At 65.8% G+C, this 26313-nt stretch carries 23 protein-coding genes and 3 pseudogenes; 18 read left to right on the top strand and 8 right to left on the bottom strand.

Annotated features, from left to right (window positions below):
* The 10 genes and pseudogenes from tuf to ASF71_RS16425 form a co-directional block, all read left to right on the top strand.
* A pseudogene (gene tuf, locus ASF71_RS23045) lies at nucleotides 1-149 on the top strand (elongation factor Tu); the annotation flags it as partial.
* Between the two features lie 77 nt (nucleotides 150-226).
* The gene (locus ASF71_RS16465; protein WP_235514543.1) at nucleotides 227-808 is read left to right on the top strand and encodes a pyridoxamine 5'-phosphate oxidase family protein; all 582 of its coding nucleotides are present in this window, start codon (nucleotides 227-229) and stop codon (nucleotides 806-808) included.
* A 157-nt stretch (nucleotides 809-965) separates the two neighbouring features.
* On the top strand, nucleotides 966-1133 hold the full coding sequence (gene rpmG / locus ASF71_RS16460; protein WP_056302260.1) for a 50S ribosomal protein L33: 168 nt from the start codon (nucleotides 966-968) through the stop codon (nucleotides 1131-1133).
* A 100-nt stretch (nucleotides 1134-1233) separates the two neighbouring features.
* Nucleotides 1234-1419: a preprotein translocase subunit SecE gene (gene secE, locus ASF71_RS16455; RefSeq protein WP_056302259.1), complete on the top strand. Its 186-nt coding sequence runs from the start codon at nucleotides 1234-1236 to the stop codon at nucleotides 1417-1419.
* 33 nt (nucleotides 1420-1452) lie between these two features.
* Nucleotides 1453-2025 carry a transcription termination/antitermination protein NusG gene (gene nusG / locus ASF71_RS16450; RefSeq protein ID WP_056302258.1) on the top strand — a complete coding sequence of 191 codons (573 nt, stop codon included), beginning with the start codon at nucleotides 1453-1455 and terminating at the stop codon, nucleotides 2023-2025.
* Between the two features lie 150 nt (nucleotides 2026-2175).
* Nucleotides 2176-2610 carry a 50S ribosomal protein L11 gene (rplK, locus tag ASF71_RS16445; protein WP_056302257.1) on the top strand — a complete coding sequence of 145 codons (435 nt, stop codon included), beginning with the start codon at nucleotides 2176-2178 and terminating at the stop codon, nucleotides 2608-2610.
* Nucleotides 2603-3304 (top strand): 50S ribosomal protein L1, encoded by a 702-nt coding sequence (rplA, locus tag ASF71_RS16440; protein WP_056302256.1) that lies wholly within the window; start codon nucleotides 2603-2605, stop codon nucleotides 3302-3304. Before rplK ends, rplA begins: the two co-directional genes overlap by 8 nt.
* Nucleotides 3305-3514: 210 nt before the next feature.
* Nucleotides 3515-4018, top strand: a complete 504-nt coding sequence (gene rplJ / locus ASF71_RS16435; protein ID WP_056302255.1) for a 50S ribosomal protein L10 — start codon at nucleotides 3515-3517, stop codon at nucleotides 4016-4018.
* A 66-nt stretch (nucleotides 4019-4084) separates the two neighbouring features.
* A complete protein-coding gene (gene rplL / locus ASF71_RS16430; protein ID WP_056302254.1) occupies nucleotides 4085-4450 on the top strand; it encodes a 50S ribosomal protein L7/L12 in 366 nt (121 codons plus the stop codon).
* A 248-nt stretch (nucleotides 4451-4698) separates the two neighbouring features.
* The gene (locus ASF71_RS16425) at nucleotides 4699-4959 is read left to right on the top strand and encodes a cold-shock protein (protein WP_056302253.1); all 261 of its coding nucleotides are present in this window, start codon (nucleotides 4699-4701) and stop codon (nucleotides 4957-4959) included.
* 47 nt (nucleotides 4960-5006) lie between these two features.
* Here ASF71_RS16425 and ASF71_RS16420 read toward each other — a convergent pair whose 3' ends face one another.
* Nucleotides 5007-5798 carry a hypothetical protein gene (locus ASF71_RS16420; protein WP_056302252.1) on the bottom strand — a complete coding sequence of 264 codons (792 nt, stop codon included), beginning with the start codon at nucleotides 5796-5798 and terminating at the stop codon, nucleotides 5007-5009.
* 318 nt (nucleotides 5799-6116) lie between these two features.
* Here ASF71_RS16420 and ASF71_RS16415 point away from each other — a divergent pair, with 318 nt between their 5' ends.
* Nucleotides 6117-9575 carry a DNA-directed RNA polymerase subunit beta gene (locus tag ASF71_RS16415; protein WP_056302251.1) on the top strand — a complete coding sequence of 1153 codons (3459 nt, stop codon included), beginning with the start codon at nucleotides 6117-6119 and terminating at the stop codon, nucleotides 9573-9575.
* 88 nt (nucleotides 9576-9663) lie between these two features.
* Nucleotides 9664-14292 (top strand): DNA-directed RNA polymerase subunit beta', encoded by a 4629-nt coding sequence (locus ASF71_RS16410; RefSeq protein WP_056302250.1) that lies wholly within the window; start codon nucleotides 9664-9666, stop codon nucleotides 14290-14292.
* Nucleotides 14293-14401: 109 nt separating this feature from the next.
* Here ASF71_RS16410 and ASF71_RS16405 read toward each other — a convergent pair whose 3' ends face one another.
* The 5 genes from ASF71_RS16405 to ASF71_RS16385 all read right to left on the bottom strand — a co-directional run bounded on the left by ASF71_RS16405 (nucleotide 14402) and on the right by ASF71_RS16385 (nucleotide 19081).
* Nucleotides 14402-15583 carry an oxygenase MpaB family protein gene (locus tag ASF71_RS16405; protein ID WP_056302249.1) on the bottom strand — a complete coding sequence of 394 codons (1182 nt, stop codon included), beginning with the start codon at nucleotides 15581-15583 and terminating at the stop codon, nucleotides 14402-14404.
* Between the two features lie 43 nt (nucleotides 15584-15626).
* Nucleotides 15627-16469 carry a hypothetical protein gene (locus ASF71_RS16400; RefSeq protein ID WP_235514542.1) on the bottom strand — a complete coding sequence of 281 codons (843 nt, stop codon included), beginning with the start codon at nucleotides 16467-16469 and terminating at the stop codon, nucleotides 15627-15629.
* Nucleotides 16470-16570: 101 nt separating this feature from the next.
* Nucleotides 16571-17557, bottom strand: a complete 987-nt coding sequence (locus tag ASF71_RS16395) for a CPBP family intramembrane glutamic endopeptidase (protein ID WP_056302248.1) — start codon at nucleotides 17555-17557, stop codon at nucleotides 16571-16573.
* 92 nt (nucleotides 17558-17649) lie between these two features.
* Nucleotides 17650-17976: an HNH endonuclease gene (locus ASF71_RS16390; protein WP_056302296.1), complete on the bottom strand. Its 327-nt coding sequence runs from the start codon at nucleotides 17974-17976 to the stop codon at nucleotides 17650-17652.
* 94 nt (nucleotides 17977-18070) lie between these two features.
* Nucleotides 18071-19081, bottom strand: a complete 1011-nt coding sequence (locus tag ASF71_RS16385; RefSeq protein WP_056302247.1) for a low specificity L-threonine aldolase — start codon at nucleotides 19079-19081, stop codon at nucleotides 18071-18073.
* A gap of 213 nt (nucleotides 19082-19294) precedes the next feature.
* Between ASF71_RS16385 and ASF71_RS16380 the strand changes: the two genes are divergently transcribed.
* The 5 genes from ASF71_RS16380 to ASF71_RS16360 all read left to right on the top strand — a co-directional run bounded on the left by ASF71_RS16380 (nucleotide 19295) and on the right by ASF71_RS16360 (nucleotide 23542).
* Complete coding sequence (locus tag ASF71_RS16380; RefSeq protein ID WP_056302246.1) at nucleotides 19295-20170, top strand: DUF2382 domain-containing protein; 876 nt, start codon at nucleotides 19295-19297, stop codon at nucleotides 20168-20170.
* Nucleotides 20171-20245: 75 nt separating this feature from the next.
* Nucleotides 20246-20731: a YsnF/AvaK domain-containing protein gene (locus tag ASF71_RS16375; protein ID WP_056302245.1), complete on the top strand. Its 486-nt coding sequence runs from the start codon at nucleotides 20246-20248 to the stop codon at nucleotides 20729-20731.
* A gap of 58 nt (nucleotides 20732-20789) precedes the next feature.
* Nucleotides 20790-21470 carry a tRNA (5-methylaminomethyl-2-thiouridine)(34)-methyltransferase MnmD gene (gene mnmD / locus ASF71_RS16370; protein WP_056302244.1) on the top strand — a complete coding sequence of 227 codons (681 nt, stop codon included), beginning with the start codon at nucleotides 20790-20792 and terminating at the stop codon, nucleotides 21468-21470.
* Nucleotides 21467-22441 (top strand): FAD-binding oxidoreductase, encoded by a 975-nt coding sequence (locus ASF71_RS16365; RefSeq protein ID WP_056302243.1) that lies wholly within the window; start codon nucleotides 21467-21469, stop codon nucleotides 22439-22441. Before mnmD ends, ASF71_RS16365 begins: the two co-directional genes overlap by 4 nt.
* Nucleotides 22442-22540: 99 nt before the next feature.
* On the top strand, nucleotides 22541-23542 hold the full coding sequence (locus ASF71_RS16360) for an isocitrate/isopropylmalate dehydrogenase family protein (protein ID WP_056302242.1): 1002 nt from the start codon (nucleotides 22541-22543) through the stop codon (nucleotides 23540-23542).
* A 64-nt stretch (nucleotides 23543-23606) separates the two neighbouring features.
* Here ASF71_RS16360 and ASF71_RS25315 read toward each other — a convergent pair.
* Together ASF71_RS25315 and ASF71_RS25865 are read right to left on the bottom strand one after the other, a co-directional pair.
* A pseudogene (locus ASF71_RS25315) lies at nucleotides 23607-23738 on the bottom strand (DUF72 domain-containing protein); the annotation flags it as partial.
* 987 nt (nucleotides 23739-24725) lie between these two features.
* Nucleotides 24726-25574: pseudogene (locus ASF71_RS25865) on the bottom strand (recombinase family protein); the annotation flags it as partial.
* A gap of 127 nt (nucleotides 25575-25701) precedes the next feature.
* Here ASF71_RS25865 and ASF71_RS16350 point away from each other — a divergent pair.
* Entirely contained in the window at nucleotides 25702-26304 is a 603-nt protein-coding gene (locus ASF71_RS16350; protein WP_056302240.1) for a hypothetical protein, read from the top strand.
* The last annotated feature ends 9 nt before the right edge of the window (nucleotides 26305-26313 follow it).

Here is a 26313-nt window from a genome sequence, read left to right as displayed (position 1 = left end):
AAGGCGTGGAAATGGTGATGCCCGGCGATAACGTGACCTTCGTCGTCGAGCTGATCAAGCCGATCGCCATGGAAGAAGGCCTGCGCTTCGCCATCCGCGAGGGGGGCCGCACCGTCGGCGCCGGCGTCGTCTCCAAGGTCCTGGAGTAAGTTCCGAACCTGGCCGCTGATGCGGCCACAAGAGGCCCCGACGGGGCCTCTTTTTTTGTTTGCTGACCTGCCACGGCATGCGAACATACCCTATGGCCAAGCAGCTTCTCGCCCTCACCCCGGCGCTACAAGACTTTATCGGGCGGCAGCCGATGTTCTTCGTGGGCACGGCCGCGCCGAACGGCCGGGTCAACCTATCTCCCAAGGGCCTAGACAGCCTGCGCGTGATGGGACCCTCCCGGGTGGCGTGGCTCAACGTAACGGGCAGCGGCAACGAGACGGCCGCGCACCTGCTCCAGCACCCACGCATGGCCCTGATGTTCTGCGCCTTTGAAGGGCCCCCCCTGATCCTGCGACTGTACGGGCAGGCCCGCACGGTCCAGCCCGACTCTCCCGACTGGGCGGAGTGGGCAGCCCTCTTCCCTGCCCTGCCGGGCATGCGGCAGGTCTTTGTCCTTGACCTCGATCTAGTCCAGACCTCCTGCGGCATGGCGGTCCCCCGGCTGGACTACCGCGAACAGCGGGAGGAATTGAACGTCTGGGCCAAGAGCAGGACACCGGAAGGGCTTCAGGAATACCGGCAGCTCAAGAATCGCGTGAGCATCGACGGTTTTCCCACCGGTCTGCCAGTCACGGAGGCTGCCAGGACGCCGGACTGAGGCGCGGCGGCTGGACAGGCGGAGCACGATTGCCTATAATCGAAATGTTGCCCGCCAGAAGGCGGGTTTTTACCAGCGAAGAGAACCCGCCCAGGCGGGCGCTGGGAGCAGCGCGGGTCTTTTCCTCGGGAAAGCCGGCTGCGAAAGGAGTAACACCATGGCTAAGGACGGACCCCGCATCATCGTGAAGATGGAAAGCAGCGCCGGCACGGGCTTCTACTACACCACGACCAAGAACCGCCGCAACACGCAGGCCAAGATGGAACTGCGCAAGTACGACCCCGTCGCCAAGAAGCACGTGGTCTTCCGCGAGAAGAAGATCTAATCCCATCCTGAGACGCTTGTACGGCCGGCAGTTTCGCGCGGCCGGGCAGGCGTCTCCGGGCGTACTGCGCCCACGTGCCAGTCGCCCACAGGAGAAGGTCATGAACATTGCGCAGTATTTCAAGGACGCCCGCGCGGAGTTGGGCAAGGTCTCATGGCCCAGCCGCCAGCAGGTGCTCGAAGGCACCCAGGCCGTGCTGATCTTTGTGGTGGCCCTCACCGTGATCGTCTGGGTGATGGACCTGCTGTTCACCAGCGGGATCAACGCCGCACTGGGCCTGCGATAAGCCGTTGCCGGACCAGCGGATGAGGAGTCAGGCATGAGCATCGAGTGGTACGCCGTTCATACGTACGTGGGTCAGGAAGACCGCGTACAGGAACAACTGATGGACCGGGCCAGAAAGCTCGGCATGTTCTACACCAAGATCTTCCAGGTGCTTCAGCCGACCGAGGACGCCGTCGAGATTCAGGAAGGCGGCAAGAAGGTCACCGTCAAGCGCAAGCTGTTTCCCGGTTACGTCTTCGTGCAGATGGACATCGAGGACGACGACGCGCCGGGCGAACTCGGCGAGTCCTGGGAAGTCGTGCGCGGCACCGGCGGCGTGACGGGCTTCGTGGGTACGGCGACGCGCCCCGTCCCGCTTTCACAGGACGAAGTGCAGCGTCTGCTGGCCTCAGTCGGCGTGGCGGCGCAGCCGCAGGTCGAGGAAGCGCCGCGCGTGAAGATCAACTTCAAGGCAGGCGATATGGTCCGCGTGACCAGCGGGCCGTTCGCCGACTTCAGCGGCGTGGTCAGCGAGGTCAACATGTCGCAGTCGAAGGTCAAGGTGCTTGTCAGCATCTTCGGCCGCGAGACGCCGGTCGAACTGGACTTCGCGCAGGTCGCGCGCTGAGTCCGTCTGCCCACTAGGCAGACAGGCCCAGGCATTGTAAAATCGAAAAGTTGCTGTGCTCTTTTGTGGAGCACGGAACTTAGCGTCAGCACCCCACGCCGCGCGGCCCCTGCGCAGCGCAGGCAGCGGGGGAGCTAAGGAGGAACAGGCATGAAGAAGATTACAGGGCTGGTCAAGCTCCAACTCCCGGCGGGCAAGGCCACGCCGGCGCCGCCCGTCGGCCCCGCGCTGGGTCAGTACGGCGCCAACATCATGGAGTTCACGAAGGCGTTCAATGCGCAGACGGCCGACAAGGGTGACGCGATCATCCCCGTCGAGATCACCATCTACGCCGATCGCAGCTTCACGTTCATCACCAAGACCCCTCCCATGAGCTACCTGATCCGTAAGGCCGCCGGCCTGCAGAAGGGCAGCCCGACCCCCAACAAGGCCAAGGTCGGCAAGCTCGACTGGGACCAGGTTCTGGAAATCGCCAAGACCAAGATGCCCGACCTGAACGCGGGCAGCGTCGAAGCCGCCGCACAGACGGTCGCCGGCACCGCCCGCAGCATGGGCGTGACCATCGAGGGGAATCCCCATGCCTAAGCACGGCAAGCGTTACCGCGCCCTGATCGAAAAGGTCAACCGCGACAAGCAGTACAGCATTGACGAAGCCGCCGCCCTGGTGCGCGAACTGGCCACCGCCAAGTTCGACGAGACCGTGGAAGTGCACTTCCGCCTCGGCATCGACCCCCGCAAGAGTGACCAGACGGTGCGCGGCACCGTGGCTCTGCCTCACGGCACCGGCCGCACCGTGCGCGTCGCCGTGATCACCAAGGGCGACAACGTGCAGGCTGCGGAAGCGGCGGGCGCGGACATCGTCGGCGGCGACGAGCTGATCGACCGCATCGCCGGCGGCTTCATGGAGTTCGACGCCGTGGTGGCGACGCCCGACGTGATGGCGCAGGTCGGCCAGAAGCTCGCGCGTCTGCTCGGGCCGCGCGGTCTGCTTCCCAACCCCCGCAGCGGGACTGTCGGTCCCGACGTGACGGGCATGGTGCGCGGCCTCAAGGCTGGCCGCATCGAGTTCCGTAACGACAAGACCGGCGTCGTCCACGCGCCCATCGGCAAGGCCAGCTTCGACGCGGGCAATCTCACGGCCAACTACGCCGCGCTGATCTCCGCTCTCGAAGCTGCCAAGCCCGGCAGCGCCAAGGGCGTGTTCCTGCGCAGCGCCTACCTGACCACGACCATGGGCCCCAGCATTCCGCTGACCCTGGGCGCGCAGGCCCTGGCCTGAGTCCGGCCGGAGCGGCCCACCTCCGGGCCGCTCCACCCTGAGCCGGCTTTCTTTCGGCACCCCGGTGCGGCTTTTCGCACCTTTCCAATCCGCCCTTATTCAGGCACCAAAGACAGCAGGGACCCTTGCCAGGTTTAAACATCCCGCCGAGTTGCCAGGCTGCGAAAAGTTGTTGCACCTGGACCTCGTTCACCACCAAGGAGGTCACGCGTGGCGAACGAAAAGAACCTGCAGGACCTCAGCGGCCTCAAGAGCAGCCTCTCGGGCGTCGACACCTTCTATGTTGTCGACTACCAAGGACTGAGCGCCGGCCAGCTGGGCAAACTGCGTAAAGACATCCGTGAGAAGGGTGGGCAGCTTATCGTTGCCAAGAACACCCTGATCAACATCGCCCTTCAGGAAAATGGCCGTGACTTCACGGACGCCCTGAAAGGCCCCAGCGCCCTCGTGCTGGCCCATGAAGACCCCGCCGGGGTTGCCAAGGCCCTCAGCGACGCGGCAAAGGGCAACGACCGGGGCATCCCGGCCATCAAGGGCGGCTTCGTCGAAGGCAAGAAGGTTGACGTGCGTATCGTCGAACGTCTCGCCAGCCTCGGCAGCAAGCAGAGCCTGCAGGGCGAACTGGTCGGTGTGCTCAGCGCTCACCTCAGCAGCTTTGTGGGTATCCTCGAAGCCTACCGCGAAAAACTCGAAGGCGAGGGCCAGAGCGCTTAAGCGCCGGTCACCTCTTCCCTTCACAGCACCACACGCATCACCATCTCAGTTCAGGAGGAACACATCATGGCTTACGACAAACAGGCTCTTATCGACCAGCTCGGCCAGCTCACCATCATGGAACTCGCGGACCTCATCGACGGTCTGAAGGAAACCTGGGGCGTCACCGCCGCCGTCGCCGCTGGCCCCGCCTCGGCTGGCCCGGCCGCTGCCGTTGAAGAGAAGACCGAGTTCGACGTCGTGCTGGTGGACGCCGGCTCGAGCAAGATCAACGTCATTAAGGAACTGCGCGCCATCACGGGCCTGGGCCTGAAGGAAGCGAAGGACCTGAGCGAGAAGGGCGGCGCCGTCAAGGAAGCCGTCAGCAAGGACGACGCCGAGAAGTTCAAGGCCCAGCTCGAAGCTGCTGGCGCCCGCGTCGAACTGAAGTAAGTCTCAACGCGCCGGAGTGCGCCCCAACCTGTGCCTCACGGCCGGGTTGGGGTTTTTCATTTCTCGCAGGCGAAGACTGGCCTTGGGAAGTCCTCATCGGCTCCAGAAAAATTGTGACTAGAGTCGCGTTTTACCGGAATGTCCTTCCCCTATCCTGTCGGGGTTCAACGCCAGCGCAGATCCAAAACGGACGGACCGGGTCCGATCACAGGAACGTCCGGTTGTTGGTGGGGGCAAGGAGAATCAAGATGGCAACAGGTAGAGTGAAGTGGTTCAACGCAGAGAAGGGCTTCGGATTCATCGAGACGGAAGGCAGCGCCGACGTGTTCGCGCACTTCAGCGCTATCCAGGCCCAGGGGTTCAAGAAGCTCAACGAAGGCGACGAAGTCGAATTCGAGATCGAACCGGGCCAGAACGGCAAGGGGCCCCAGGCCAAGAGCATCGTGGTGACCAAGGCCGCTCCGGCGCCTGCCTACAACGACCGCCCCCGCCGCGACGACCGCTGGTAAGCTGGACTTCCAGCCCCCCACCCGGAGTGCGGGTGGGGGTTTGCTTTTCATTTCAGTTCGCGCCGGACTTCTGCCGCCAAGGCGAACCAGTCGCGTTCCTGGCGGCGGTAGAGGGCCGTCGCCTTGGCCTCGGTCTTCGACATGGCGTCCAGAAGCGTCCGCGCCTCCGCCGCGCGGCCCTGGGCAGCGAGATACGCGGCGTAACGGGCACGCGGCTCCTCCGTGGTGGAGGCCGTCATCGCCTCGCGGTAGGTGGCGTCGGCCTCCGGCTTGCCCTGCGCCGCCTGGGCCTGGGCCAGCAGAGTCAAGGTGCGCGTGCGCGTCGCCGCGCTCGTCCTGAGATCCACGCGGGAAAGTCGGTCCTCGGCCTGCGCGGGTTGCTGCCGGGCGAGATCAAGTTCGGCACTGGTAAGCAGCACCACCGGATCGTCGGCGTAGATTCCGCGGAGCAGCGGGTCGAGGGTCGCCTGTGCCTCGGCTTCGCGGCCCCCACGGGCCAGCAGGGCCGCAAGGTCGCTGCGGTGGGCCAGCGTGTCGCTCTCGCCCAGACGTTCCTGCGCCTCACGGATGCGGGTGTCGAGCGGCTTGATGGCCTCCAGGCCCGACTGTACGGCGCGGCTGGCCCGCTGCCCTCCACTGCGCAGCGACGGCACGAGTACCAGAAAAACGTAGGCCAACGTGCCCAGCAGCCCGAAGACGCTGCCGAGCAGGGCCCCGAAGCCCAACATGAACATCCAGTAGAGCTGCTGCCGGGTGACGATGGCGTGTACCAGACTAACCACCGCCAGGACGCGCAGCACAGTGAAAATGACGGGCAGGTAGGGTTGCAGAAACTCCACGGAACCAGTCTATCGGCCGCGCTTGAGAGCCGCAGGACACGCCGGGATCTGGCCCTGCGGTTCCCTTCATGCTCAAGCGTGACGGTCTGTTGCCACCGTACGATATGAAACTCGACAAAATTTGACAGGAATACCGTGAAGGACGTATACTTCCCTGTGGCCGACCATGATGGGTTGGGCAGGAGTTCCTTGCAATCAGCCGGACTTCACAACTGAGCAACACATTCGGGACACGGCCAATGGGGCCTGTGTCTCGCCCGCGTCTTTTGGAATGCCCAGAGAAGACGCGGGCCAGCATCATCTGGCGCAGAGGTGTGAATGACGTCGAACCATACGCCCCCACGCATTGAGCGGTTCGGTGAAATCACCGAAGTCATCCCGCTTCCCAATCTGACTGAAGTGCAGGTCAACTCCTTCCGCGCCTTCCTGCAGGCAGACCGCGCCCCCGACCGGCGGGCCGACAGCGGCCTCCAGAGCGCGTTCAAGGAAGTCTTTCCCATTGACGAGACCGAGAAGGGCCGCTCGACGGGTCTGGTGCTCGACTACCTGGAATACCGTCTGGGTGAGCCGCCCTACACCCCGGAAGAGTGCCGCGAGAAGGACCTGACCTACCAGGCCCCGATGTACGCCAAGCTTCAGCTCATCCATAAGGACTCGGGCCTCATCAAGGAAGACCAGGTGTTCCTGGGCGACCTGCCGCTGATGACCAAGGACGGTTCCTTCGTGATCAACGGCGCCGACCGCGTCGTGATCTCGCAGATCCACCGTAGCCCCGGCGTGTACTTCACGAGCAGCTACAAGGGCATCAAGCGCCTGTACACGGCTGCGATCATCCCCATGCCCAAGCGTGGCCCGTGGATCGAGCTGGAGTACAACGCCGGCGTGCTGGAAATGAAGGTCAACAAGCGCAAGTTCCCCGTGGCGATGCTGCTGCGCGTGCTGGGCTACGACGACGCGAGCCTGCGCACGCTGTTCAGCGAATTCGGCCCCGAGGCCGAGCAGGCCGAGGACAAGAGCGCGGGGATGGGCGCCGACGAAGCCCTGCTGCGCCTGTTCACGGTGCTTCGTCCCGGTGATCCGCCCAAGCGAGACAAGGCCGTGCAGTACCTCTACGGCCTGCTGGCCGACCCCCGCCGCTACGACCTGGGCGAACCCGGCCGCTTCAAGATGAACACCAAGCTGGGCGTCAACCGTCCCGAGCGCACGCTGCTGACGTTTACCGACGGCAAGTTCAGCGACGCCGGCCTGGTGGACACCATCCGTTACCTCATGGCGCTTCAGCAGGGCCAGGACACCGTGACCATCGGTGCGGACGAGGACGGCGTGTCGAACCCCGTGCCCGTGCACGCCGACGACATCGACCACCTCGGCAACCGCCGCGTGCGGACGGTGGGCGAACTGCTGGCCGACCAGCTGCGCGTAGGTATGGGCCGTATGGCACGTGGTGTACGTGAGCGTATGCTGCTGGGCAACCCCGACGCCGCCACCCCCACCAAGCTCGTGAACAACCGCCCCATTGTGGCGGCCATGCGCGAGTTCTTCGGGCGCAGCCAGCTCAGCCAGTTCAAGGACCAGACCAACCCGCTGTCGGACCTGCGCCACAAGCGCCGCATCTCGGCCCTGGGGCCGGGCGGCCTGACCCGTGAGCGCGCCGGCTTCGACGTGCGCGACGTGCACCGGACACACTACGGCCGGATCTGCCCGATCGAGACACCTGAAGGCGCGAACATCGGCCTGATCTCGTCCCTCAGCAGCTACGCGAAGGTCAACGACCTGGGCTTCATCATGGCGCCCTACCGCAAAGCCCAGGACGGCAAGGTCAGCGACAACGTCGAGTACATGACGGCCGACATCGAGGACCGTTACGTGATCGCGCAGGCCAACAGCGCCCTGAACGACGACGGTACCTTCGCCGAGGAGCGCGTGCTGGCCCGTAAGAAGGGCGATCCCCTGCTATACGACCCGACTGAAGTCGAGTACATGGACGTCAGTCCGAAGCAGATCGTTTCCATCAACACCTCCCTGATTCCCTTCCTGGAGCACGACGACGCCAACCGCGCGCTCATGGGTTCCAACATGCAGTCGCAGGCCGTGCCCCTCGTACGCGCCGACAGCCCCGCCGTAGGCACGGGCGTCGAGCGCCGCGTCGTGACCGACTCGGGCACGAGCGTCGTGAGCGACGTGGCCGGCCGCGTGAGCTACGTGGACGCCCGCGTCATCCAGGTCACCCTGACCGAAGACGCGCCCGCGCAGCACCTAAACGCCGGGAACATCCGTACCTTCGAGCTCGTGCGCTTCACCCGCAGCAACCAGGGCACCAACCTCGACCAGCGTCCCATCGTGAACATCGGTGACACGGTCACGGCCGGTCAGGTCATCGCCGATGGCCCCGCCTCGGACCTCGGCCGCCTGGCGCTCGGGCAGAACATCACCATCGCCATCATGCCCTTCGACGGCTTCAACTTCGAAGACGCGATCTGCATCAGTGAGGGCCTGGTCCGCAAGGACTACTACACCTCGGTGCACATCGAAAAAGACGAGATCGAAGCGCGCGACACCAAGCTCGGGCCGGAAAAGATCACCCGCGACATTCCGGGACTCAGTGAGGCCGCCCTGCGCGACCTCGACGAGGACGGCATCGTGCGCGTGGGCGCCGAGGTCAAGCCCGGCGACATCCTGGTCGGCAAGACCAGCTTCAAGGGTGAGTCGGAACCCACTCCCGAAGAGAGACTGCTGCGTTCGATCTTCGGCGAGAAGGCCCGTGAAGTGAAGGACACCTCACTGCGCGTGCAGTCGGGTCAGGGCGGCATCGTCGTCAAGACCGTGCGCTTCCGCCGCGGCGACGAGGGCGTGGACCTCAAGCCCGGCGTGCGCGAGATGGTGCGCGTGTACGTGGCCCAGAAGCGTCAGCTTCAGGTGGGCGACAAGGTGGCCAACCGCCACGGCAACAAGGGCGTCGTCTCCAAGATCCTGCCCCCTGAAGACATGCCCTACCTGGAAGACGGCACCCCCGTCGACCTCGTGTTCAACCCGCTGGGCGTGCCCTCGCGCATGAACCTCGGCCAGATTCTCGAAACCCACCTGGGCGAAGTAGCCCGCCTGACCGGCCAGAAGTTCGAGACCCCGGTGTTCGACTCGGTGACCGAGGCGACCATCAAGGAAATGCTCGAGGTGGCGGCGGCTGAACGGCTCCAGAAGCGCAAGGACGAAGGTTTCGAACTCGACAAGCGCGAGCAGGAAGTGCTCGACCGAGCGGGCAAGACCGGCGTGGTGGCCGAGCCGCGTGGCGACTACGAAACCGCACAGATGAGCCTGGCGCGCACCGGCAAGAGCATCCTGTACGACGGACGCAGCGGCGAGCCGATCAGCGGCCCTGTGGTGGTCGGCACCATGTACGTCATGAAGCTCTACCACATGGTGGAAGACAAGCTGCACGCCCGCTCGACCGGCCCCTACAGCCTCATCACCCAGCAGCCGCTCGGTGGTAAGGCCCAGTTCGGTGGCCAGCGCTTCGGCGAGATGGAAGTGTGGGCGCTCGAAGCTTACGGCGCGGCGCACGTCTTGCAGGAAATGCTGACCATCAAGTCCGACGATATCGACGGCCGCGACGCCGCGTACCAGAGCATCGTCAAGGGCGAGGAAGTGTCGGGCAGCACGATTCCCGAGTCCTTCAAGGTGCTCGTCAAGGAACTGCACTCGCTGGGCCTGAATGTCGAAGTGCTCGACGGCAGCGACAAGCCGGTCGACATCTTCGAAGGCATGATGCCCAAGCGCTGAGGCCGGCGTCCGGGAGAGGCCTCGCCCCGAGTGGGCGCCTCTCCCCCGCCGCCCCGCCCCCAGGCCTCCCATCCAAGGAGCAACTGCTTTGAAAGATTTCAGCAAAGTTCGTATCGCCATCGCTTCGCCCGACAAGATCCGTGAGTGGTCGTTCGGCGAAGTCGAAAAGCCCGAGACCATCAACTACCGCACCCTGAAGCCCGAGCGCGAGGGCCTCTTCGACGAGCGCATCTTCGGGCCGATCAAGGACTACGAGTGCGCCTGCGGGAAGTACAAGCGCCAGCGCTACGAGGGCAAGGTCTGCGAGCGCTGCGGCGTCGAGGTGACGAGCAGCAAGGTCCGGCGTTACCGCATGGGCCACATCGACCTCGCAACCCCGGCCGCGCACATCTGGTATGTCAAGGACGCCCCCAGCAAGGTCGGCACGCTGCTCGACCTGTCGGCCGGCCAGCTCGAGAAGGTGCTGTACTTCAGCTCGTTCCTGGTGACCAACGCCCTGAACGCCCAGAAGGACGGCCGCCCGCTCAAGCGCGGCGAACTGCTCTCGGACGACGAGTACCGCGAACTGCGGTTCGGTCGCCAGGAGACCTACACCATCCCCGGCGGCCAGGAAGCGGTCATCCGTGACGGCGAGTACGTGACGCGCGGCCAGATCCTGGGCGGCAACGTCGTGAGCAAGATGGACGGCCTGGCGCAGTACCGCTTCCCGCGCCGCGCCGAGATCGCCTACGCCGAGAAGGTCGAGGCGAACCTGCCGCTGCCCGAGGGCGCGGTCGTCGAGCAGGAAACCTTCCGTGCCGGCGAGATTCTGGCCGAGCTGGAACAGGACGTGCAGTTCACGGCCCCCGTGGCCGGCACCGTGTACCTGCACGAGATGGGCGAGGACTCGGTCATGGTGGAACTGCGCGAGCAGGTTGCTGCGACCGGTGAAGAGGAAGAAGCCGCGCCCCTGGGCGAAGTGCTGGCGCGCGTGTACGTGCCGCACGGCATGGACGTGCAGGTGGTCTACGGCGAGATCGTGGACGCCGGCGCCGTGCTGGCCGAGGCCAAGAGCGGCCAGCGCCTGCGCGTGAGCCGCGACTCCAGCCTCTCGGGCGTCACTCTGCCCAAGAAGAAGGGCGACGTGACCGTCACGGCGCACTGGACCCGCCGCGCCGAGTACCCCATCAACCCCACGATGCACGTGCTCGTCGGCGACGGCAGCGACGTGCGCAAGGGCCAGAAGGTCATCGGGGCCATCGACAAGGAAGAGGAGATCATCGCTGAGGCCGACGGGGTCATCACCCTGCACGCGCCCGCCAGCGTGATCGTCAGCAAGGCCAAGGTGTATACGTACAACGACGAGCCGCTCGTCGTGAACGGTGACCGCGTGGAGCCGGGCGAAGACCTGGCCGACGCCGGAGAGTTGCGCAGCGAGATCTCGGGCCGCATCGAGATCGACCTCGTGCGCAAGCAGGTCCGCGTGATCGAGTCCTACGACTTCGAGGCCAAGATGGGCGCCGAAGCCGTCAAGGAACTGCTCGATGATCTTGACCTCGACGAACTCGAAGCCGAGCTGAGCGAACAGATGAAGGACTCGTCGCGCCACAAGCGCGCCAAGGCCCGCAAGCGCCTGGAAGTGACCCGTTCGTTCAAGTCGAGCGGCAACGCGCCCTCGTGGATGATCCTCAACACCGTGCCGGTGATGCCGCCCGATCTGCGCCCGATGGTGCAGGTGGACGGTGGCCGTTTCGCGACCTCGGATCTCAACGACCTGTACCGCCGCCTGATCAACCGCAACAATCGTCTCAAGAAGCTGATCGGTCAGGGCGCGCCCGACATGATCATCCGCAACGAGAAGCGCATGTTGCAGGAAGCGGTGGACGCGCTGATCGACAACGGCCGGCGCGGCAGCCCCGTGACCAACCCCGGCAGCGACCGCGCGCTGCGCTCGCTGACCGACCTGCTCGGCGGCAAGCAGGGCCGGTTCCGCCAGAACCTGCTGGGCAAGCGCGTGGACTACTCGGGCCGCTCGGTCATCGTGGTCGGCCCGCAGCTCCGCCTGCACCAGTGCGGAGTGCCCAAGCGCATGGCGCTCGAACTCTTCAAGCCCTTCCTGTTCAAGGTGCTCGAAGAAAAGGGCGAAGTCACGAACATCAAGCAGGCCCGCAAGATGCTCGAGCGCTACCGCGACACCCGCGACAGCGTGTGGGACGCCCTGGAAGAAGTGATCGAGGACAAGGTCGTGCTGCTCAACCGCGCGCCGACCCTGCACCGCCTCGGCATCCAGGCGTTCGAGCCGGTCCTGGTCGAAGGCCAGAGCATCCAGCTGCACCCGCTGGTCTGTGAAGCCTTCAACGCCGACTTCGACGGCGACCAGATGGCGATTCACGTCCCGCTCTCGGCACAGGCGCAGGCCGAAGCCCGCATCCAGATGCTGGCGTCGCACAACCTGCTCTCGCCCGCCAACGGCGAGCCGAACGTCAAGCCCAGCCGCGACATCATCCTCGGCATCTTCACGCTGACCCAGCTGCGCCGCGACACCCTGGGTGCCGGCAGCGAGTTCGCCAGCGAGAACGACGTGCTCACGGCCTACGGCGAGGGCAAGCTCAGCCTCAACAGCCCCGTCATGGTGCGGGGCGCCGAGACCAGCCCCGGCCGCCTGAAATACGTCTTCTCCTCACCCGACGAGGCCGTCATGGCCGTCGAGCGCGGCGAGATCGACAACCAGGACCACGTGCGTATCCGCCTGAACGGGGCCGTGCACGACACGAGCGCCGGGCGCGTCAGCTTCCGCCGCATCGTGCAGGAAGCCCTGGGCAACCAGGCGCACCTCGTGGACGACCTGTTCGACCTGAACACGACCTACGAGAAGGACAGCCTCAAGGACATGGTCATGGCCTGCTTCAAGCAGCTCGGGATCGAGGCGACCGCTGGCCTGCTCGACGGCCTCAAGGACAGCGGCTTCAAGCTGTCCACGACCTCGGGCATCACCATCGGCATTGACGACATCGTCTTGCCCCCCAATAAACCCGAACTGCTGGCCGAAGCCGACCTGAAGCTCAAGGAAATCGAGCAGAACTACGAGTTCGGCTTCATGACCGAAGAAGAGCGCTACAAGCAGGTCGTGCAGCTGTGGAACGACACCACCGACGAAGTGAAGAACGCGGTGTTCGAGAACTTCAGCCAGAACTACCCCTTCAACCCGCTGTGGATCATGAGCCAGTCGGGCGCCCGTGGTAACCCCCAGCAGATCCGTCAGCTGGCCGGGATGCGCGGCCTGATGGCCCGCCCTGACGGCTCGACCATCGAAGTGCCGATCAAGGCGAGCTTCCGCGAAGGCCTGACCGTGGCCGAGTACTTCATCTCGACCCACGGGGCACGTAAGGGCGGCGCCGACACCGCGCTGCGTACGGCCGACTCGGGTTACCTGACCCGTAAGCTGGTGGACGTGGCTCACGAAGTGGTCGTGCGCGACGTGGACTGCGGAACCACCGACTCCACCGTCATGCCCCTGGGCGCGACCGACGACCGCACCGGCGAGTGGCGCAGCCGCAAGGGCAGCGAGATCGAGACCTCGATCTACGGCCGCACCCTGACGGCCGACGTGCAGCTCAGTGACGGCCGCGTGATTCCCGAAGGCGAGATGATCTCGCTCGAAGACGTCAAGGCCATCACCAAGGACGCCAAGGCGCTGGGCGAAGTGTACGTGCGGACCCCGCTGAACTGCCGCGTCAAGGCCGGCGTGTGCCAGAAGTGCTACGGCTACGACCTCTCGCAGGCCAAGCCCGTCTCGATGGGGGAAGCGGTGGGCGTGGTGGCGGCCGAGTCGATCGGCGAGCCCGGCACGCAGCTCACCATGCGTACCTTCCACACCGGCGGTATCGCAGGCGGCGGCGACATCACGATGGGTCTGCCCCGCGTGATTGAGCTGTTCGAAGCGCGCAAGCCCAAGACCCAGGCTGTCGTGGCCGACCGTGACGGCGTGGTGCGTATCGAAGAGGAAGAAGAGCGTTACCTCGTGCGCATCGAGGCCGAGGACGAGCAGTACAGCTCCAAGACGGCCACCAAGATCGGCAAGGCGCTGCGCATGACCGTGAAGGACGGCGAACAGGTCGAAGCCGGCCAGCCGCTGACGCGCGGAGCGATCAACCCGCACGACCTGCTCCTGTACAAGGACAGTGACGCCGCGCAGCGTTACCTCGTCGAGGAAGTGCAGCGCGTGTACCGCTCGCAGGGCGTGAAGGTGCATGACAAGCACATCGAGATCATCGTGCGGCAGATGCTGCGCTGGGTCGAGATCACCGACGGTGGCGACACCACGCTGCTCGAAGGCCAGACCGTCGAGCGCTGGGAGGTAGACGGCGCCAACGACGCCCTGCCCGAGGGCCAGAACCCCGCGAGCTGGAAGCCGGTGCTGCTGGGCATCACCAAGAGCAGCCTGACCACCAAGTCGTGGCTGTCGGCGGCGAGCTTCCAGCACACGACCCACGTCCTCACCGAAGCCTCTATGCGCGGCCAGGTGGACGACCTGATCGGCCTGAAGGAAAACGTGATTCTCGGCAAGCTGATCCCGGCCGGTACCGGTCTGATCACGGTCCGTGACATGCAGGTGGCCGACGAGCGCACGCTGGAGAAGTACGGCGAGGGCAGCGTAAGCAACGACGCCGTTACCGGCACCCAACGCTACGACGACAGCCGTGGGGGCACGCCTACCACCCTCGGCTACGACGACTAAAGCCTGTGCCGACGGCCCGTACCCGGGCCTGAAGCGAAGCCCCGACCTGGAAACGGGTGGGGGCTTTTCTTATGGCTGGGCTCTCAGAGCTGGGCGGGGGGCTCCTGCGTTACCGGCAGGGCGGCTGGTCCCCGGCAGGGCGCTGGTAGGTGGTTGGCCCTTCCAGCGCGGCGAGCTGCTCCCGGAAGTAGGCCACCGTCGCCCGGATGGCCCCTGCCCGCTGCCCGGGTGAGAGGCGTTCGTGAGCGCGGCGCACGCGGTTGGCGAGCGTGAACAGTGGCAGCGCGTGGCGGATGGGCGGCCGACGGATTTCCAGGCGATCGGCCAGCGCGTCACCGTGCAGTTGCCGTGCCAGCGCATGCGTGAGGTCCAGCAGCAGCGGGAGCGGCAGGCGCAGGCTGGGTTCGAGCAACCCCGCGACTGCCACGAGCATCTCGCGCGTCAGGCGCCGGGTGTCGTCGGTGGCCGGCTCCATCGTGCCGTTGATGAGGGCGAGCAGTTCTCCGGCCTGATCCTGCCCCGTCACGTCGCCGTACAGCCGGGGGTCCACGCCCAGCAGGTGCGCGACGTAGCGCCAGAAGTGGTACAGGTCGTCCAGCTCGGCGCGGCTGAAGGTGATGCCGAAGGCTCCCAATGCCCGGAAGGGCACGTAGGTGAAATCCAGCCAGGTGCGCGCCATCTCGACCTGGTTGATGGGCGCGCCGGTCTCGCGGTCGTCCCAGCCACGCGTACGCAGGCTGGCCCGCACCCCGGCGTGCAGCAGCCGCACCTGGAGATTATGGACATAGCCGGCCGCGCCCCGTTCCAGGCCGCCGGGCAGCGCGGTTTCGATGTTCCACACCCCCGTCTCGACGATGCGCCGCCGGGCCATCCGGGTCAGGTTGGCCGTCCGCACGAGCACCCGCGCGATGCTGGGCGAGCTGTAGGTATGCGTCAGCGAGCCGGGTCCGAGCGACAGCGTGATCCAGACGTTGCCGATGGCGAGGTAGGCCTCCGAGCCGCGCGCGAGCCGGGCCCGGTCCAGCCAGGGCGGGTCGGCCTCGGCCTGCGCCAGCAGGGACCGCAATGCCGGAAAGCGGTCGTCCAGAAAGGCGGCGCCGTGGTGGAGTCCCAGGTCAAGGGCGCGCCGCGCCGTCTCGCCGCCGGCGCGCAGCTCTTGGGTAACGGCGTCGGCCAGGGGATCCCCCGTATAGGCCATCTCGGTCAGGAGAACCACCCGTTCGGGGCCAAACCGTTCGCGGGTGGCGTCCAGATTCACGAGGCTATGCGGGGGTGGCGGCAGGCTGGGCATGACCCATGGTGCACCTTTGCCGGAGCGGCGACCCGGAGACCGCCTAGCCCCCGGACGCGCGGGCGATGAGCAGCGGGGCCACGCCGATAAGCTGCGCGGCCAGGGCAGGCAGCAGCGGCAGTCCGGCACCCAGGGCCGCGCGGGCAGGGCTGCCGGTGGTTTCGCGCAGCGCCGGGTAGGCCAGCGCACACTGCGCGGCCGTGCCCAGCAGCGTCACGACGAACAGGGCCAGCGCTGCCGGGGTCTGCGCGGCGCTGTGCAGCGCCGCCCGCTGAAGTTCGAGAAGATTGCCCTGCGCCGCCTGGAGGGCTGCCGCCGGCAGAGCCCAGTTCGCTGCCGGAGTCGCGAATACGAGGACGATCACGAGCAGGTACAGCGGCACGAGCAGGGCGAAGGACGCGCTGAAGATCTCGGGTACCCGCGCGCCGCGCCCGTCGCGGCCCCGTCCGGCCCCCAGTCGGCCCAGACTCCACATCAGCCCCAGGGTGATCAAGGCGAGAAAGACGCTACCGAAGGCGTTGGTCACGTGCGAGAGGAAGGTGGGCGCGGCCGAGCCGCTCTGGCCGGCGGCGCGCAGGGCCTCAGTGGCCGCGAGGTTCAGACCTGGGCGCAGCAGCAGCGCGTAGGCCACCCCAGAGAGGAGCGCCGTGACGACCGGCACCGGCCAGTAGGTCCACCAGACGGTGTCGGCGCGGCCCAGCGCGGTGCCGAAGGTGCGCGGCGCAGTGAGCAGGTCCACCGCCAGCGGCGCGCGGGCCAGGCTAGGAGGCGGCACCGTGGGCACAGGCCGGGAAGAACGCTGAGCCGCGCGCCGCGCGCTGCGGGACGGGCCGGAAACGGCCGGGTCGGCCCCAGGGGGACGCGGGCGGGAGGGGCGGGAGGCCATAGCCGGCTCACTCTAGAGCAGGCGGGGCAGGACAAAGGACAGACAGGGAAGGTGGCCCGGACGCGCGAATCACGCCGGGCCACCTCCGGGAGTGCCAGTCTTTAGTTCAACAGGGCGCTGATCCGGCCCAGCCACCCCTGGGCGAAGGGCAGGGTCAGCAGCAGCGACACCACCCCGAAGACCACCACGGCGACATACGCCCCGCTGAGCCACGGCCCGGGCGCGCGGCGTTCCTGGGGGTCGGCCTTTGGGGTCAGCCAGAGGTGGCACACGAACAGCACGGCGAGGCCGAACAGCAGTGTGCCGCCGGCTAGGGGCAGGCGCAGCGCCTCGTCTTTGAGCAGCGAGGCCGCCTCTTCCGGCTGCCCGAGGTCCCGGCCCGCGAGCACCGCCCCGAGCACCACGGCCAGCGTGTTGTTGGCTGCGTGGATGATGACCCCGTTCCACAGGCTGCCGCTGTGCTGCACGACCCGCGCGAGCACGTAGGCCAGCGGCAGGATGCCCGCGATGCTCGCCGGAACGCCGTGCGCCAGCGAGAAGGCGAAGGTGGTGGTCAGGGCCGCGACCGTGAAGCCCGCCGCGCGCTCGTGCCCGCGCATCATCAGGCCCCGGAAGGCGACCTCCTCGGCCAGGGGAATGAGCAGACCCGCCGCCAGGAACAGCGCCCACTGGTCGGCACCGCGGCTCAGGAACTGCGGGACCGCGTCGGCCGCCGAGGGAAAGAGCAGCACGTAGGCCAGCGCCACCGCCCGCGAGGCGATGAACGCCAGCACGAAGGCCGCGAGCGCTGTTCCCCACGACGGCGGCGTCCGCCAGCGGGTGTCGCGCAGCAGAGCCGTCATGACCGGGCGAAAGAGCGTGAAGGCCACGACGACCGTCACCGCGAAGGCGCCGAGCAGCGCCGTTCCCAGCGGCACGCTCCGCCCCAGCAGCAGCGCCGAGATCACGTTCTGCACGACCAGCAGGGAAAGCGCGGCGCGGTTGCCGTCCACCGCGCGGATCTGCGGACCGGCCGGAGCCGGGGGCGGCGTGCTCTCGCCCGGCCAAGCGGGTGGATCGGGCGGACGGGGCGCGTCGGGAAACGTCATGGCCCGTAAGGTAGCGCGCCCACCCCCGCCCCGACCTCACGCTTTTGGGGGATCGGCGGGTGCCGTTCGCCGCGCGGCGCGTCTCCCCAGCTTCAGCGCACGCGCACGCCGCGGGTCGCGGGCTGGGTCCGCACCCAGCGCACGAAACGCTCGACTTCCGGGTGGCTCAGCAGCGCCTCGACCGTGGGGTAGTCGGTGGCCAGTTCGGCGTTGGTGAAGGTACGGTGCAGGAATTTATGGCACGGCCCGCACAGCATGACGGTGGGCAGGTCGTGGACCGGCACCCCGCGGCGCCGGCCCTGCGAGCGCGGCACGAGGTGATGCTCGGTCAGCAGCGGTACCTCGCGGCCACACAGCGCGCAGCATTCGGGAGGCTGCGGAGGCGGAGGCCAGTTCGTGGGCGGCAGGCGGCGGGCCAAAGTTCCCCCAGCCTGCCCGAAGCGGAGACGGCCATGCTGAGGCGCGGCCCAGCGCGCCTTGAGCAATCGCGCCGGGCAGAGGCCCGGGGAGCACTCAGGCGGTGAGGACCGCGATGGCCCGGTCCAGGGCCTCGTCGTCGATCTGGTGGTGCAGCACAAAGCGCACCGAGTCGTGGCCCAGCGCGTTGGCGAGCACCCCCCGTTCGGCCCAGGCCGCCGCCCGCTCGGCCGCGCCGGGCAGCGTGGCGTACACGATGTTGGTCTGCACGGCCTCCAGGTTCACCGTGTAGCCGGCGTCCACCAGGGCGCCGGCCAGCACGCGGGCGCGGCGGTGGTCGGCGGGCAGCTGCGCGGGGCCGTCGCGCAGGGCGATGAGGGCGGCGGCGGCCAGCACACCCGCCTGCCGCATCCCGCCGCCCATCATCTTGCGGTAGCGGTGGGCGCGGGCCATCAGCTCCTTAGAGCCCAACAGCACGCTGCCGACCGGGGCCCCCAGCCCCTTGCTGAGACATACGCTGACTGTATCGAAGTGGCGCGTGATCTCGGCGACCGGCACCCCCAGCGCCGCCGCCGCGTTGTAGACCCGCGCCCCGTCGAGGTGCAGGGGCAGCCCCTCCTGGGTCGCCACCTCGCGCACGCCGGCCAGCACGTCGAGCGGAATGACCGTACCGCCCGCCTTGTTGTGGGTATTTTCCAGACTGATCATGCCGCTGGGAGACTGGTGGATGCTGCGCCGAACCGCCAGCCGCACGTCCTCGGGGGCAGGCACCCCGAGAGGCGCGGGTACGAAGCGGGGCACCACGCCGCTAAAGGTCGCCATCATGCCCAGTTCCCACTCGTAGATGTGCGAGCCCTCGGCGCAGATGACCTCCTCGCCCCGGCGGGTGTGCAGCGCGATGGCCACCTGATTGGTCATGGTGCCCGAGGGCATGAACAGCCCGGCCTCGAAGCCGGTCTGGCGCGCAACTTCGGCCTGCAGGGCGTTGACGGTCGGGTCTTCACCGTAGACGTCGTCGCCCACGGCGGCGTCCGCCATCGCGCTCCGCATCTCGGGGGTGGGGGTGGTCACAGTATCGGAGCGCAGATCGGCCAGCACAGAGGACATGCGCCGAAGATAGACCCTAGAGGGCCTCCAGGCAGCCGGGCCAGATGCAGATCGGATGAGACTATAACGATTCTCACATTCATGATCGTCCCTTCAAGGGCAGTCCCTGTAGGGCTTTAACAAGTCCTCAAAGAAAACGGGCGGCGAACGCCGAAACTACCTCTCAAGCGGCGCAAGTCCCGCAAGCCACATATTCCCCGAGGAGGCACCACCATGACGCAAGCCAACCTGATCCGCCTGTCCGAACTGTCCAACGATGCCGAGTACAACCTGAACGACGAGAACGTCTACAACCCAGTCGGCCACGTGGCCTACGGCTACGGTGGTGACAAGATCGGCACCGTGCGTGACGCGCTGGTGGAGCCCGACAGCGGCCGTATCCGCTACCTGCTGGTAGACGTGGGCGGCTGGTTCTCGAGCAAGGAAGTCCTCGTGCCGGTCGGCCACGCCCGTATCGACGAGCAGGGCGTGTACTTCGACAACCTGACCAAGGACCAGGTCAAGGAAATGAGTGAGTACCGCGAAGGCGAAATGTACTCGAGCGACTCGATGGACCGTGACGAGCGCGTCCTGCGCGGCATGGGCACCGACACGGTGAACACCTCGGTCAGCGAGACCGAGCTGACCGACCGCACCGACTACCAGCGCCGCGCCTACCAGACCCCCGACCGCCTGCAGCTCCTCGAAGAGCGCCTCGTGGTCAACAAGGACCGCTTCAAGGCCGGGAGCGTCCAGATCGGCAAGCGCGTCGAGACCCACCAGGAAAGCGTCAACGTGCCCCTTCAGCGCGAGGAAGTCGTCATTGAGCGTCACGCGGTCAGCGACGCCCGCCCCGTGGAAGGCGTGGTGTTGGGCGAAGGCACCCAGACGATGAACGTGGACCTCGAAGCCGAGCGCGCGAACGTCACCAAACAGGCCTACGTCACCGAGGAAATCAGTGTGGGCAAGCGCGCCGTGACCGAGACGCAGACCGTGACCGACACCGTGGGCCGTGAAGTCCTCGACGTCAACAAGACCGGCGAAGTGAAGCTCAGCGGTGAAGGCACCAGCGACCTGCTGACCGACCGCGACACCGACCGCAAGGTCTGATCTCAGCGGCTGAGCACGGAGAGGCGGGGGAATGTCCCCGCCTTTTTCATTCCCCGGAAGGAAAGAGGACCCACCATGACGAGTCAGGACCCCACGATGCCCGCCGCACTGCCCGGTGAACCCGACGCCTCCCTGCTGGGGCAGGCCCAGAGCCGCACGGAACTCGGCCGCATGACACTGCACGAGGAACGCGCGAACATCGAGGTCGTCCGCGGCGGCGCCGGTTCGGTGAGCGTGCTGCGGCGCGTGGTCGAGCGTGAGGAGCTTGTGCCCGTACAGCTCGTACGCGAAACCCTGGAGATCACCGTGCAGGACGGCCAGGGCCTCGTGACCCTCAACGGCGAGGCGCTGGAGCCGGGCCGAACCTACGAAGTCGTCGTCCGCGAGGAACGCGCCGAGGTGACCAAACAGATCTACGCCCTGAGCGACGTGGTGCTGAGCAAGCAGAGCCGCACAGTGACACACGAGGAAGCCGTGACCCTGCGCCGCGAGACCCTCGACGTGCGCGACCCCCACGGTCTGACCCGCGAACTCGCCATCGTGGACGAAGACCTGCGCTGACCGGTTCACTGAAACGCGGCCACCAGACCCGACGCCTGCGCCGCCCTATGCTGCGCGGGTGTTCGGTTCCGATTCTTCTCCTCCCCTCCTGACCACCCCCGACGGCTCGCTCACTGCCCTGAACGCCCGCTTCGGCGAAGCCTACGGTTCACGGCACGGCGCGCGTTCGCAGGCGTGGCATGTCTTCGTGGAGGGCAGTGGGACCCATGTCCACCCGGCCCCGCGGGTGCTGGAGATCGGGTTTGGAGTGGGCGTGAACGCCCGCGCCACACTGGCAGCGACGGCCGGCAGCGGCGCCCCTCTTGAGTACCTCGCTTATGAATTCGATCCGGTCTCGACCGAGACGCTGCGTGGGGTGTCAGTGGGCGGTGAGGCCGAAGGCCACCCGGCCTGGGAAGCGTTGCTGGGCGCCTGGGACATTGCCGGAGAACGCTTGAAGGTGCAGGCGGGCGGCGCAGCGCTAGAGGTCCGCTTCGAGGACGTGAGCACGGCCGAGCTGCCGCGCGACTGGGCCACGGCGCTGTACCTCGACGGCTTCTCCCCGTCGCGCAACCCGGAAGTCTGGACGCCCGAGTTCACGGCGAGGCTGGCGGCGGCCCTAGCCCCCGGCGGGGTCCTGACCACCTACAGCGCGGCCGGGCACGTGCGCCGCGCGCTGGGGGCGGCGGGCCTGGAGGTCGAGCGCCGCCCCGGTGCCCCCGGCAAGCGCGAGTGCCTGCGTGCGGTGCGCCCCCTATGAGCTCGCCACCCCACGTCGCCGTGATCGGGGGTGGGGTCGCCGGCGCCTCGGTGGCCTACGCCCTGGGGCAGGCCGGCGCGCGGGTCACCCTCGTCGATACCGGGCAGCACGCCGCGAGCCGGGTGCCCTCAGCCCTCCTGAATCCGGTACGCGGGCAGTCGGGGAAGGTGGACCCCCAGGCAGTGGCCGGGCTGCAACGCACCTGGACTTGGCTGGAGGCGCTGGAGGCCGCCGGTCACGCGGTGCCGCACGGCCGGGGCGGCGTGCTGCGGCCCGTGCCGGATGACCGCACCCGCGAGAAGTTCACGCGCAACCTGCCTGCCGAGCTGCCCCACACTTGGCTGAGCCCTGTCGAGGCGCCCGCTGAACTGGCCCCGGGCTGGGCACACGCGCTGTGGCTGCCCGAGGGCGGCTGGCTCGACGGCGCGGCGTTCACGTCGGCGCTGCGCCGGGCCTCGGGCGCGCGGGTAGTGCGCGCGCGGGCCGTGGGCTGGAGCGCCCAGCAGGTCACTTTGGACGGCGGCGAGACCCTGGAGGCTGACGCGGCCGTGTGGTGCGGCGGCGCGGTGGGCCACGGCTGGGCCGGGGGGGACGGAACGTACCGTGCGGGCAGCCTGCTGCTGCTGGACCGCGCACCCTCGCCTGTGCCCGTGAGTTTCGGGGCCTACGCCGCTCCGGCGGCCTCCGGCGGGGTCCTGGGCGCAACCTTCGAGGCTCCGGCCCCGGTTTGGGCGCCCCCCCACCTCCCCCTGGGGTCGCTGAGTTGGCTACTGGGCAAGGGGTTGGCCCTGACCCCCGGCCTGCACGGCACGCAGCTTACGGGGCGCTGGAGCGGCACCCGGCTCTCGGGGCTGCGCTGCGGCCAGGGCGAGGACGGGGTATGGCGGCTGTCCGGGCTGGGCAGCAAGGGCTTCTTGCTGGGGCCGCTGCTCGCCGGGGAGCTGGCCGCCGAGCTGCTGGGCCGCTTCTAGCCCTGGTCCTACGTACGGACCGCGTTACCCGTGGCGTGACGCATCCGGGCAGGCGCAACTGTGTATCGGCTCGCGTTTCTCCCTTAGACTGGGGAGGCTATGGCAAACTACCGCATCTGTCTGATCGAAGGCGACGGCATCGGTCATGAAGTGATTCCGGCCACCCGCCGCGTGCTCGACGCCGCGGGCTTCAGCGCCGAATACGTGACTGCCGAGGCCGGCTACGAATACTTCCTGGACCACGGCACCAGCGTGCCACAGGCCACCTACGACGCCGTCGAGAACACCGACGCGACCCTGTTCGGCGCGGCGACAAGCCCCAGCGGCGAGAAGCCCGACGGGTTCTTCGGCGCCATCCGCCACCTGCGGCGCAAGTACGGGCTGTACGCCAACGTGCGGCCCACCCGCACCCGCCCGGTGCCCGGCGCCTACGACAACGTGGACCTCGTAATCGTGCGCGAAAACACCCAGGGCCTGTACGTCGAGCAGGAGCGCCGCTACGGCGACACCGCCATCGCCGACACGGTGATCACTAAGGACGCCTCCGAGCGCATCGGCAAGTTCGCCGCCGACCTCGCCATGAAGCGCGGCAAGCGCCTGACCGTGGTGCACAAGGCCAACGTACTACCGGTCACGCAGGGCCTGTTCCTGAACACGATCATGGACCACACCGCCACGGTCGAGGGCCTGAGCACCTCCACCATGATCGTGGACAACGCCGCCATGCAGCTCGTGCGCAATCCCTCACAGTTCGACGTGATGGTCATGACCAACATGTTCGGCGACATCCTCTCGGACCTCGCCGCCGGCCTGGTGGGCGGCCTGGGGATTGCGGCCTCGGGCAACGTCGGCGACAAGTTCGGCATCTTCGAGTCGGTTCACGGCTCGGCGCCCGACATCGCTGGGCAGGGCGTCGCCAACCCCACGGCGAGCATCCTGGCCGCCGTGCTCATGCTCGACCACCTCGGCGACCACGAGACGGCCCGCCGCCTCGACAACGCCGTGAACAAGGTGCTGGCCGAGGGGCCGCGCACCCGCGACCTCGGCGGCACCGCCGGCACGAACGAGTTCAGCGAAGCCGTCATCAAGGCGCTGACCTAAGCTCCGCCCGCAACCGCACCGTCTTCACACGCACAGGCCCCCACCTCGGGGGCTGTTTGCGTTCCTACAGCAGTCGGCCGTCCTGCGCCGCGCCCTCCGCGAGCGGTTCGGGGGCCTTCACCGGTACGCCGCGCGCGTTCAGGGCCTCACGCAACATGGGAATGTTCTTGAGGGCGTGTCCCTTCGTCGTGTTCTGAGAAACGCCTAATAAGGTGTCCCGCTCAGCAGGAAGGTATTCCCTGTCCTGTAGAGAGATTCTCACGCTAGACCCAACAGGAACAGCCTTGCCCCCATGAGGCAGCTTCTCCGCAAAGTTCACGTACACCCTCACACCCAGGAGGTACAGGGTGTCATTGACCGTCTTCCACTCCTGAGCCTCTATAGCGCCCTTGAGGCCCCCAAGAAGACTCCGCATCCTCTCGGACTGCCGAGTAATAACAGCGGGGATTACAGGAGCAGCAAGCAGCCTTCCCGCTACCCAAGCAGCGTTGTCTACCGTCTCCACCTCAATAGGCCCTGAGGGCAACTCAACCTCTGCTTCCTCTACTGCCTGGAAGAGGGCATCATCAACCGTCAGCCCTGACTCTTCCAGCAGGCCCACTATCCGGGAGACCTCCTTCTCATCCCCTCTGATTTCCTCGGAGACCTCGGAGAGGGTGGCGTCTATCCCCTTAATCTCGGCGTAGCTCTCGGCAAGCATAAAGTCACGCTGCTCAGCAGGCATGTTCTCATCATCATAGAGACGGGTAACACGCTTGCTCACCTTGTCCCTCTGCGCCTTTAAGCTCTCCCGCTGCTCTTTCAGGTCTTCTACGTTGAGCCTGAGTTCTGACAGGTCTACAACCGTCCTAGTGAGTTCCTCGGCGTACTTGGAGGCATCCGAGAGCAGGGAGGCAGAGTCTAGGAAGGCCGTCACTATGTCCACTACCTGAGGAAGGCGGATAGTCCTTGAGCATTCCTCGGAAGAGTGACTACCTGTAGTCCTGTAGTTCTTAGCACTTAGGAGATGATGCCTGCTACAGCCGTAAATAAAGGTAGTGTACTTACTGCCGTCCTTCTTTAGCTGGGATTTCTCCTTGTAGACAATCCGGGCCTTAGAGCCGCAACAGGAGCAGTAGACAATATCCTTGAAGGGCTTGACCTCTTGGTAGTTGTCTCTGGTCTTCCGGTTGTACGCCTGCTTAACAGCGTTGTACAACTCCTGGGAGATTAGAGCAGGGTAGCTAAACTCCCTTTGGTACTCCTTCTTGTCTCCGTAGTATTGGACGAAGGGCATACCTACGTACTCGTCCAACCTCTTGATAATGTCTCTAAAGGTTGAGTGGTTGTAGCTTAGCCCTTCCCTCTTGCTCTGTCCTCTGGGTTTCCAATCTCTACTTCTTATTCCCTGCTCGGCGGCAAAGTCTATGGCATCCTTGATACTCTTAGTCTCTACAAACTTCTCAAGGAAGGTAATCATATCTGCTTGTTCTTGAGCATTTATGACTACCTTCTTGAACTTTCGCCCGCCTTCCAAAAACACTTCCTCGGATTGATAACCAAGAGGAAGTTTATGGATAACAGAGCCTATCTCAAACTGCTCAAGCTTACCGTCCTGTAGCTTCTCTACGATACTGTCACGTTCCCACTCAGCAAGGAACCCTTCAAGCTTCGTCTCCTTGAGAGCTTCTCTAACCTTAGGGAAGGTTCTTCCCTTCTGTTGTATGGATACGTCCCCGCCATTAGCGTAGATTTCCGTAAGAAAGTCCTTGAGTACCTGTTGGTCTCGGGCAACCCTGTCCACCTTGTAGAAGACAACGTGCTTAACCTTCCCCTCTTCAACAAGTTCAAGAATCTTGTTGACGTTTAGCCTCTTCTTGAACTCCTTCCCTGTATGGGTGTCATGAACAGCGCCACCCTCAAGGAGGGTCCAACCCTGGCGCTCTCCGTACTCAATACAGAGCCTTCTCTGACGCTCTGGCGACGTTCCCGCCTCCTGATTTCGGTCTGATACCCGAGTGTAGACGGCAAAAAACTCTACAGGCTTGTTCATGATTTACCCCTCTACGGAGAGCTTCCAGACTCCCAGTAGGGGCACTATACACCCTCTAGACATTGACTCCCCTCCTTCCTAGCCCTACTATCCCCTAGTAGCTGGAAGAGCTACAAAGGGGTAAGACATGACGAAGGACCAAGACCAGAGCACCAAGCTTCTTTCTGACTACTTTCTAGAGGGCGCTATGTGGGGAGACAATCAACTCTCACCCGACAAACTAGACGCCCTTCTTAAGCCTGAGCTTCTTGAAGGTGGTAAGTTCTACGGGAAGATTATTCCTGTACTTGATTACTTCTACATCCATACGGACGGAGAGGTTCACCCCTTCCCTAGTCGTGGAGAGTTTCAGAAGGCAGCAGATAAACGAGAGGGCTGGAAGGAAGAGAGGGGCCGCAAAAATAAGCAGGTAGAGTATAGAAAAGCCTATAGAAATATGATTATTTTTGAAGTTGACGAGTTTGAAGCTTGGTTGACTAGATTTTCCAAGGAAGACAGCCCCAATCCCTTCAAACTCCGTAACGCCCCTGGAACGGGTAAAAAGGCAAACAGTCAGTCTAAGTTTGCTACGGCTGACTTCCGCAACATGTCTCCCGAGGACCGTCTCAAGCACGCTGCCCACTATAACGAGACTCTTGCTAAGCGTATGGAGAGAGGGCAGGCTCTCGGCAACGAGCGCAAAGCAAGCACCCAGGAGGATACAAAAAGCAAGTCCAAAGGTAAGCAGTAAGGAGGAACG

This window comes from Deinococcus sp. Leaf326 (genome assembly GCF_001424185.1).
Classification (GTDB): Bacteria; Deinococcota; Deinococci; order Deinococcales; family Deinococcaceae; genus Deinococcus.
The sequence above is the reverse complement of the archived record's forward strand: the minus strand, read 5'-3'. Positions and strand labels throughout refer to the sequence as shown.

Excerpts from the sequence above, each read along its gene's own strand:
- ASF71_RS16465 (WP_235514543.1), top strand. The coding sequence starts at position 227 with ATGCGAACATACCCTATGGCCAAGCAGCTTCTCGCCCTCACCCCGGCG.
- rpmG (WP_056302260.1), top strand. The coding sequence starts at position 966 with ATGGCTAAGGACGGACCCCGCATCATCGTGAAGATGGAAAGCAGCGCC.
- secE (WP_056302259.1), top strand. The coding sequence starts at position 1,234 with ATGAACATTGCGCAGTATTTCAAGGACGCCCGCGCGGAGTTGGGCAAG.
- nusG (WP_056302258.1), top strand. The coding sequence starts at position 1,453 with ATGAGCATCGAGTGGTACGCCGTTCATACGTACGTGGGTCAGGAAGAC.
- rplK (WP_056302257.1), top strand. The coding sequence starts at position 2,176 with ATGAAGAAGATTACAGGGCTGGTCAAGCTCCAACTCCCGGCGGGCAAG.
- rplA (WP_056302256.1), top strand. The coding sequence starts at position 2,603 with ATGCCTAAGCACGGCAAGCGTTACCGCGCCCTGATCGAAAAGGTCAAC.
- rplL (WP_056302254.1), top strand. The coding sequence starts at position 4,085 with ATGGCTTACGACAAACAGGCTCTTATCGACCAGCTCGGCCAGCTCACC.
- ASF71_RS16425 (WP_056302253.1), top strand. The coding sequence starts at position 4,699 with ATGGCAACAGGTAGAGTGAAGTGGTTCAACGCAGAGAAGGGCTTCGGA.
- ASF71_RS16415 (WP_056302251.1), top strand. The coding sequence starts at position 6,117 with ATGACGTCGAACCATACGCCCCCACGCATTGAGCGGTTCGGTGAAATC.
- ASF71_RS16405 (WP_056302249.1), bottom strand. The coding sequence starts at position 15,583 with ATGCCCAGCCTGCCGCCACCCCCGCATAGCCTCGTGAATCTGGACGCC.
- ASF71_RS16400 (WP_235514542.1), bottom strand. The coding sequence starts at position 16,469 with ATGGCCTCCCGCCCCTCCCGCCCGCGTCCCCCTGGGGCCGACCCGGCC.
- ASF71_RS16395 (WP_056302248.1), bottom strand. The coding sequence starts at position 17,557 with ATGACGTTTCCCGACGCGCCCCGTCCGCCCGATCCACCCGCTTGGCCG.
- ASF71_RS16385 (WP_056302247.1), bottom strand. The coding sequence starts at position 19,081 with ATGTCCTCTGTGCTGGCCGATCTGCGCTCCGATACTGTGACCACCCCC.
- ASF71_RS16380 (WP_056302246.1), top strand. The coding sequence starts at position 19,295 with ATGACGCAAGCCAACCTGATCCGCCTGTCCGAACTGTCCAACGATGCC.
- ASF71_RS16375 (WP_056302245.1), top strand. The coding sequence starts at position 20,246 with ATGACGAGTCAGGACCCCACGATGCCCGCCGCACTGCCCGGTGAACCC.
- ASF71_RS16365 (WP_056302243.1), top strand. The coding sequence starts at position 21,467 with ATGAGCTCGCCACCCCACGTCGCCGTGATCGGGGGTGGGGTCGCCGGC.
- ASF71_RS16360 (WP_056302242.1), top strand. The coding sequence starts at position 22,541 with ATGGCAAACTACCGCATCTGTCTGATCGAAGGCGACGGCATCGGTCAT.
- ASF71_RS16350 (WP_056302240.1), top strand. The coding sequence starts at position 25,702 with ATGACGAAGGACCAAGACCAGAGCACCAAGCTTCTTTCTGACTACTTT.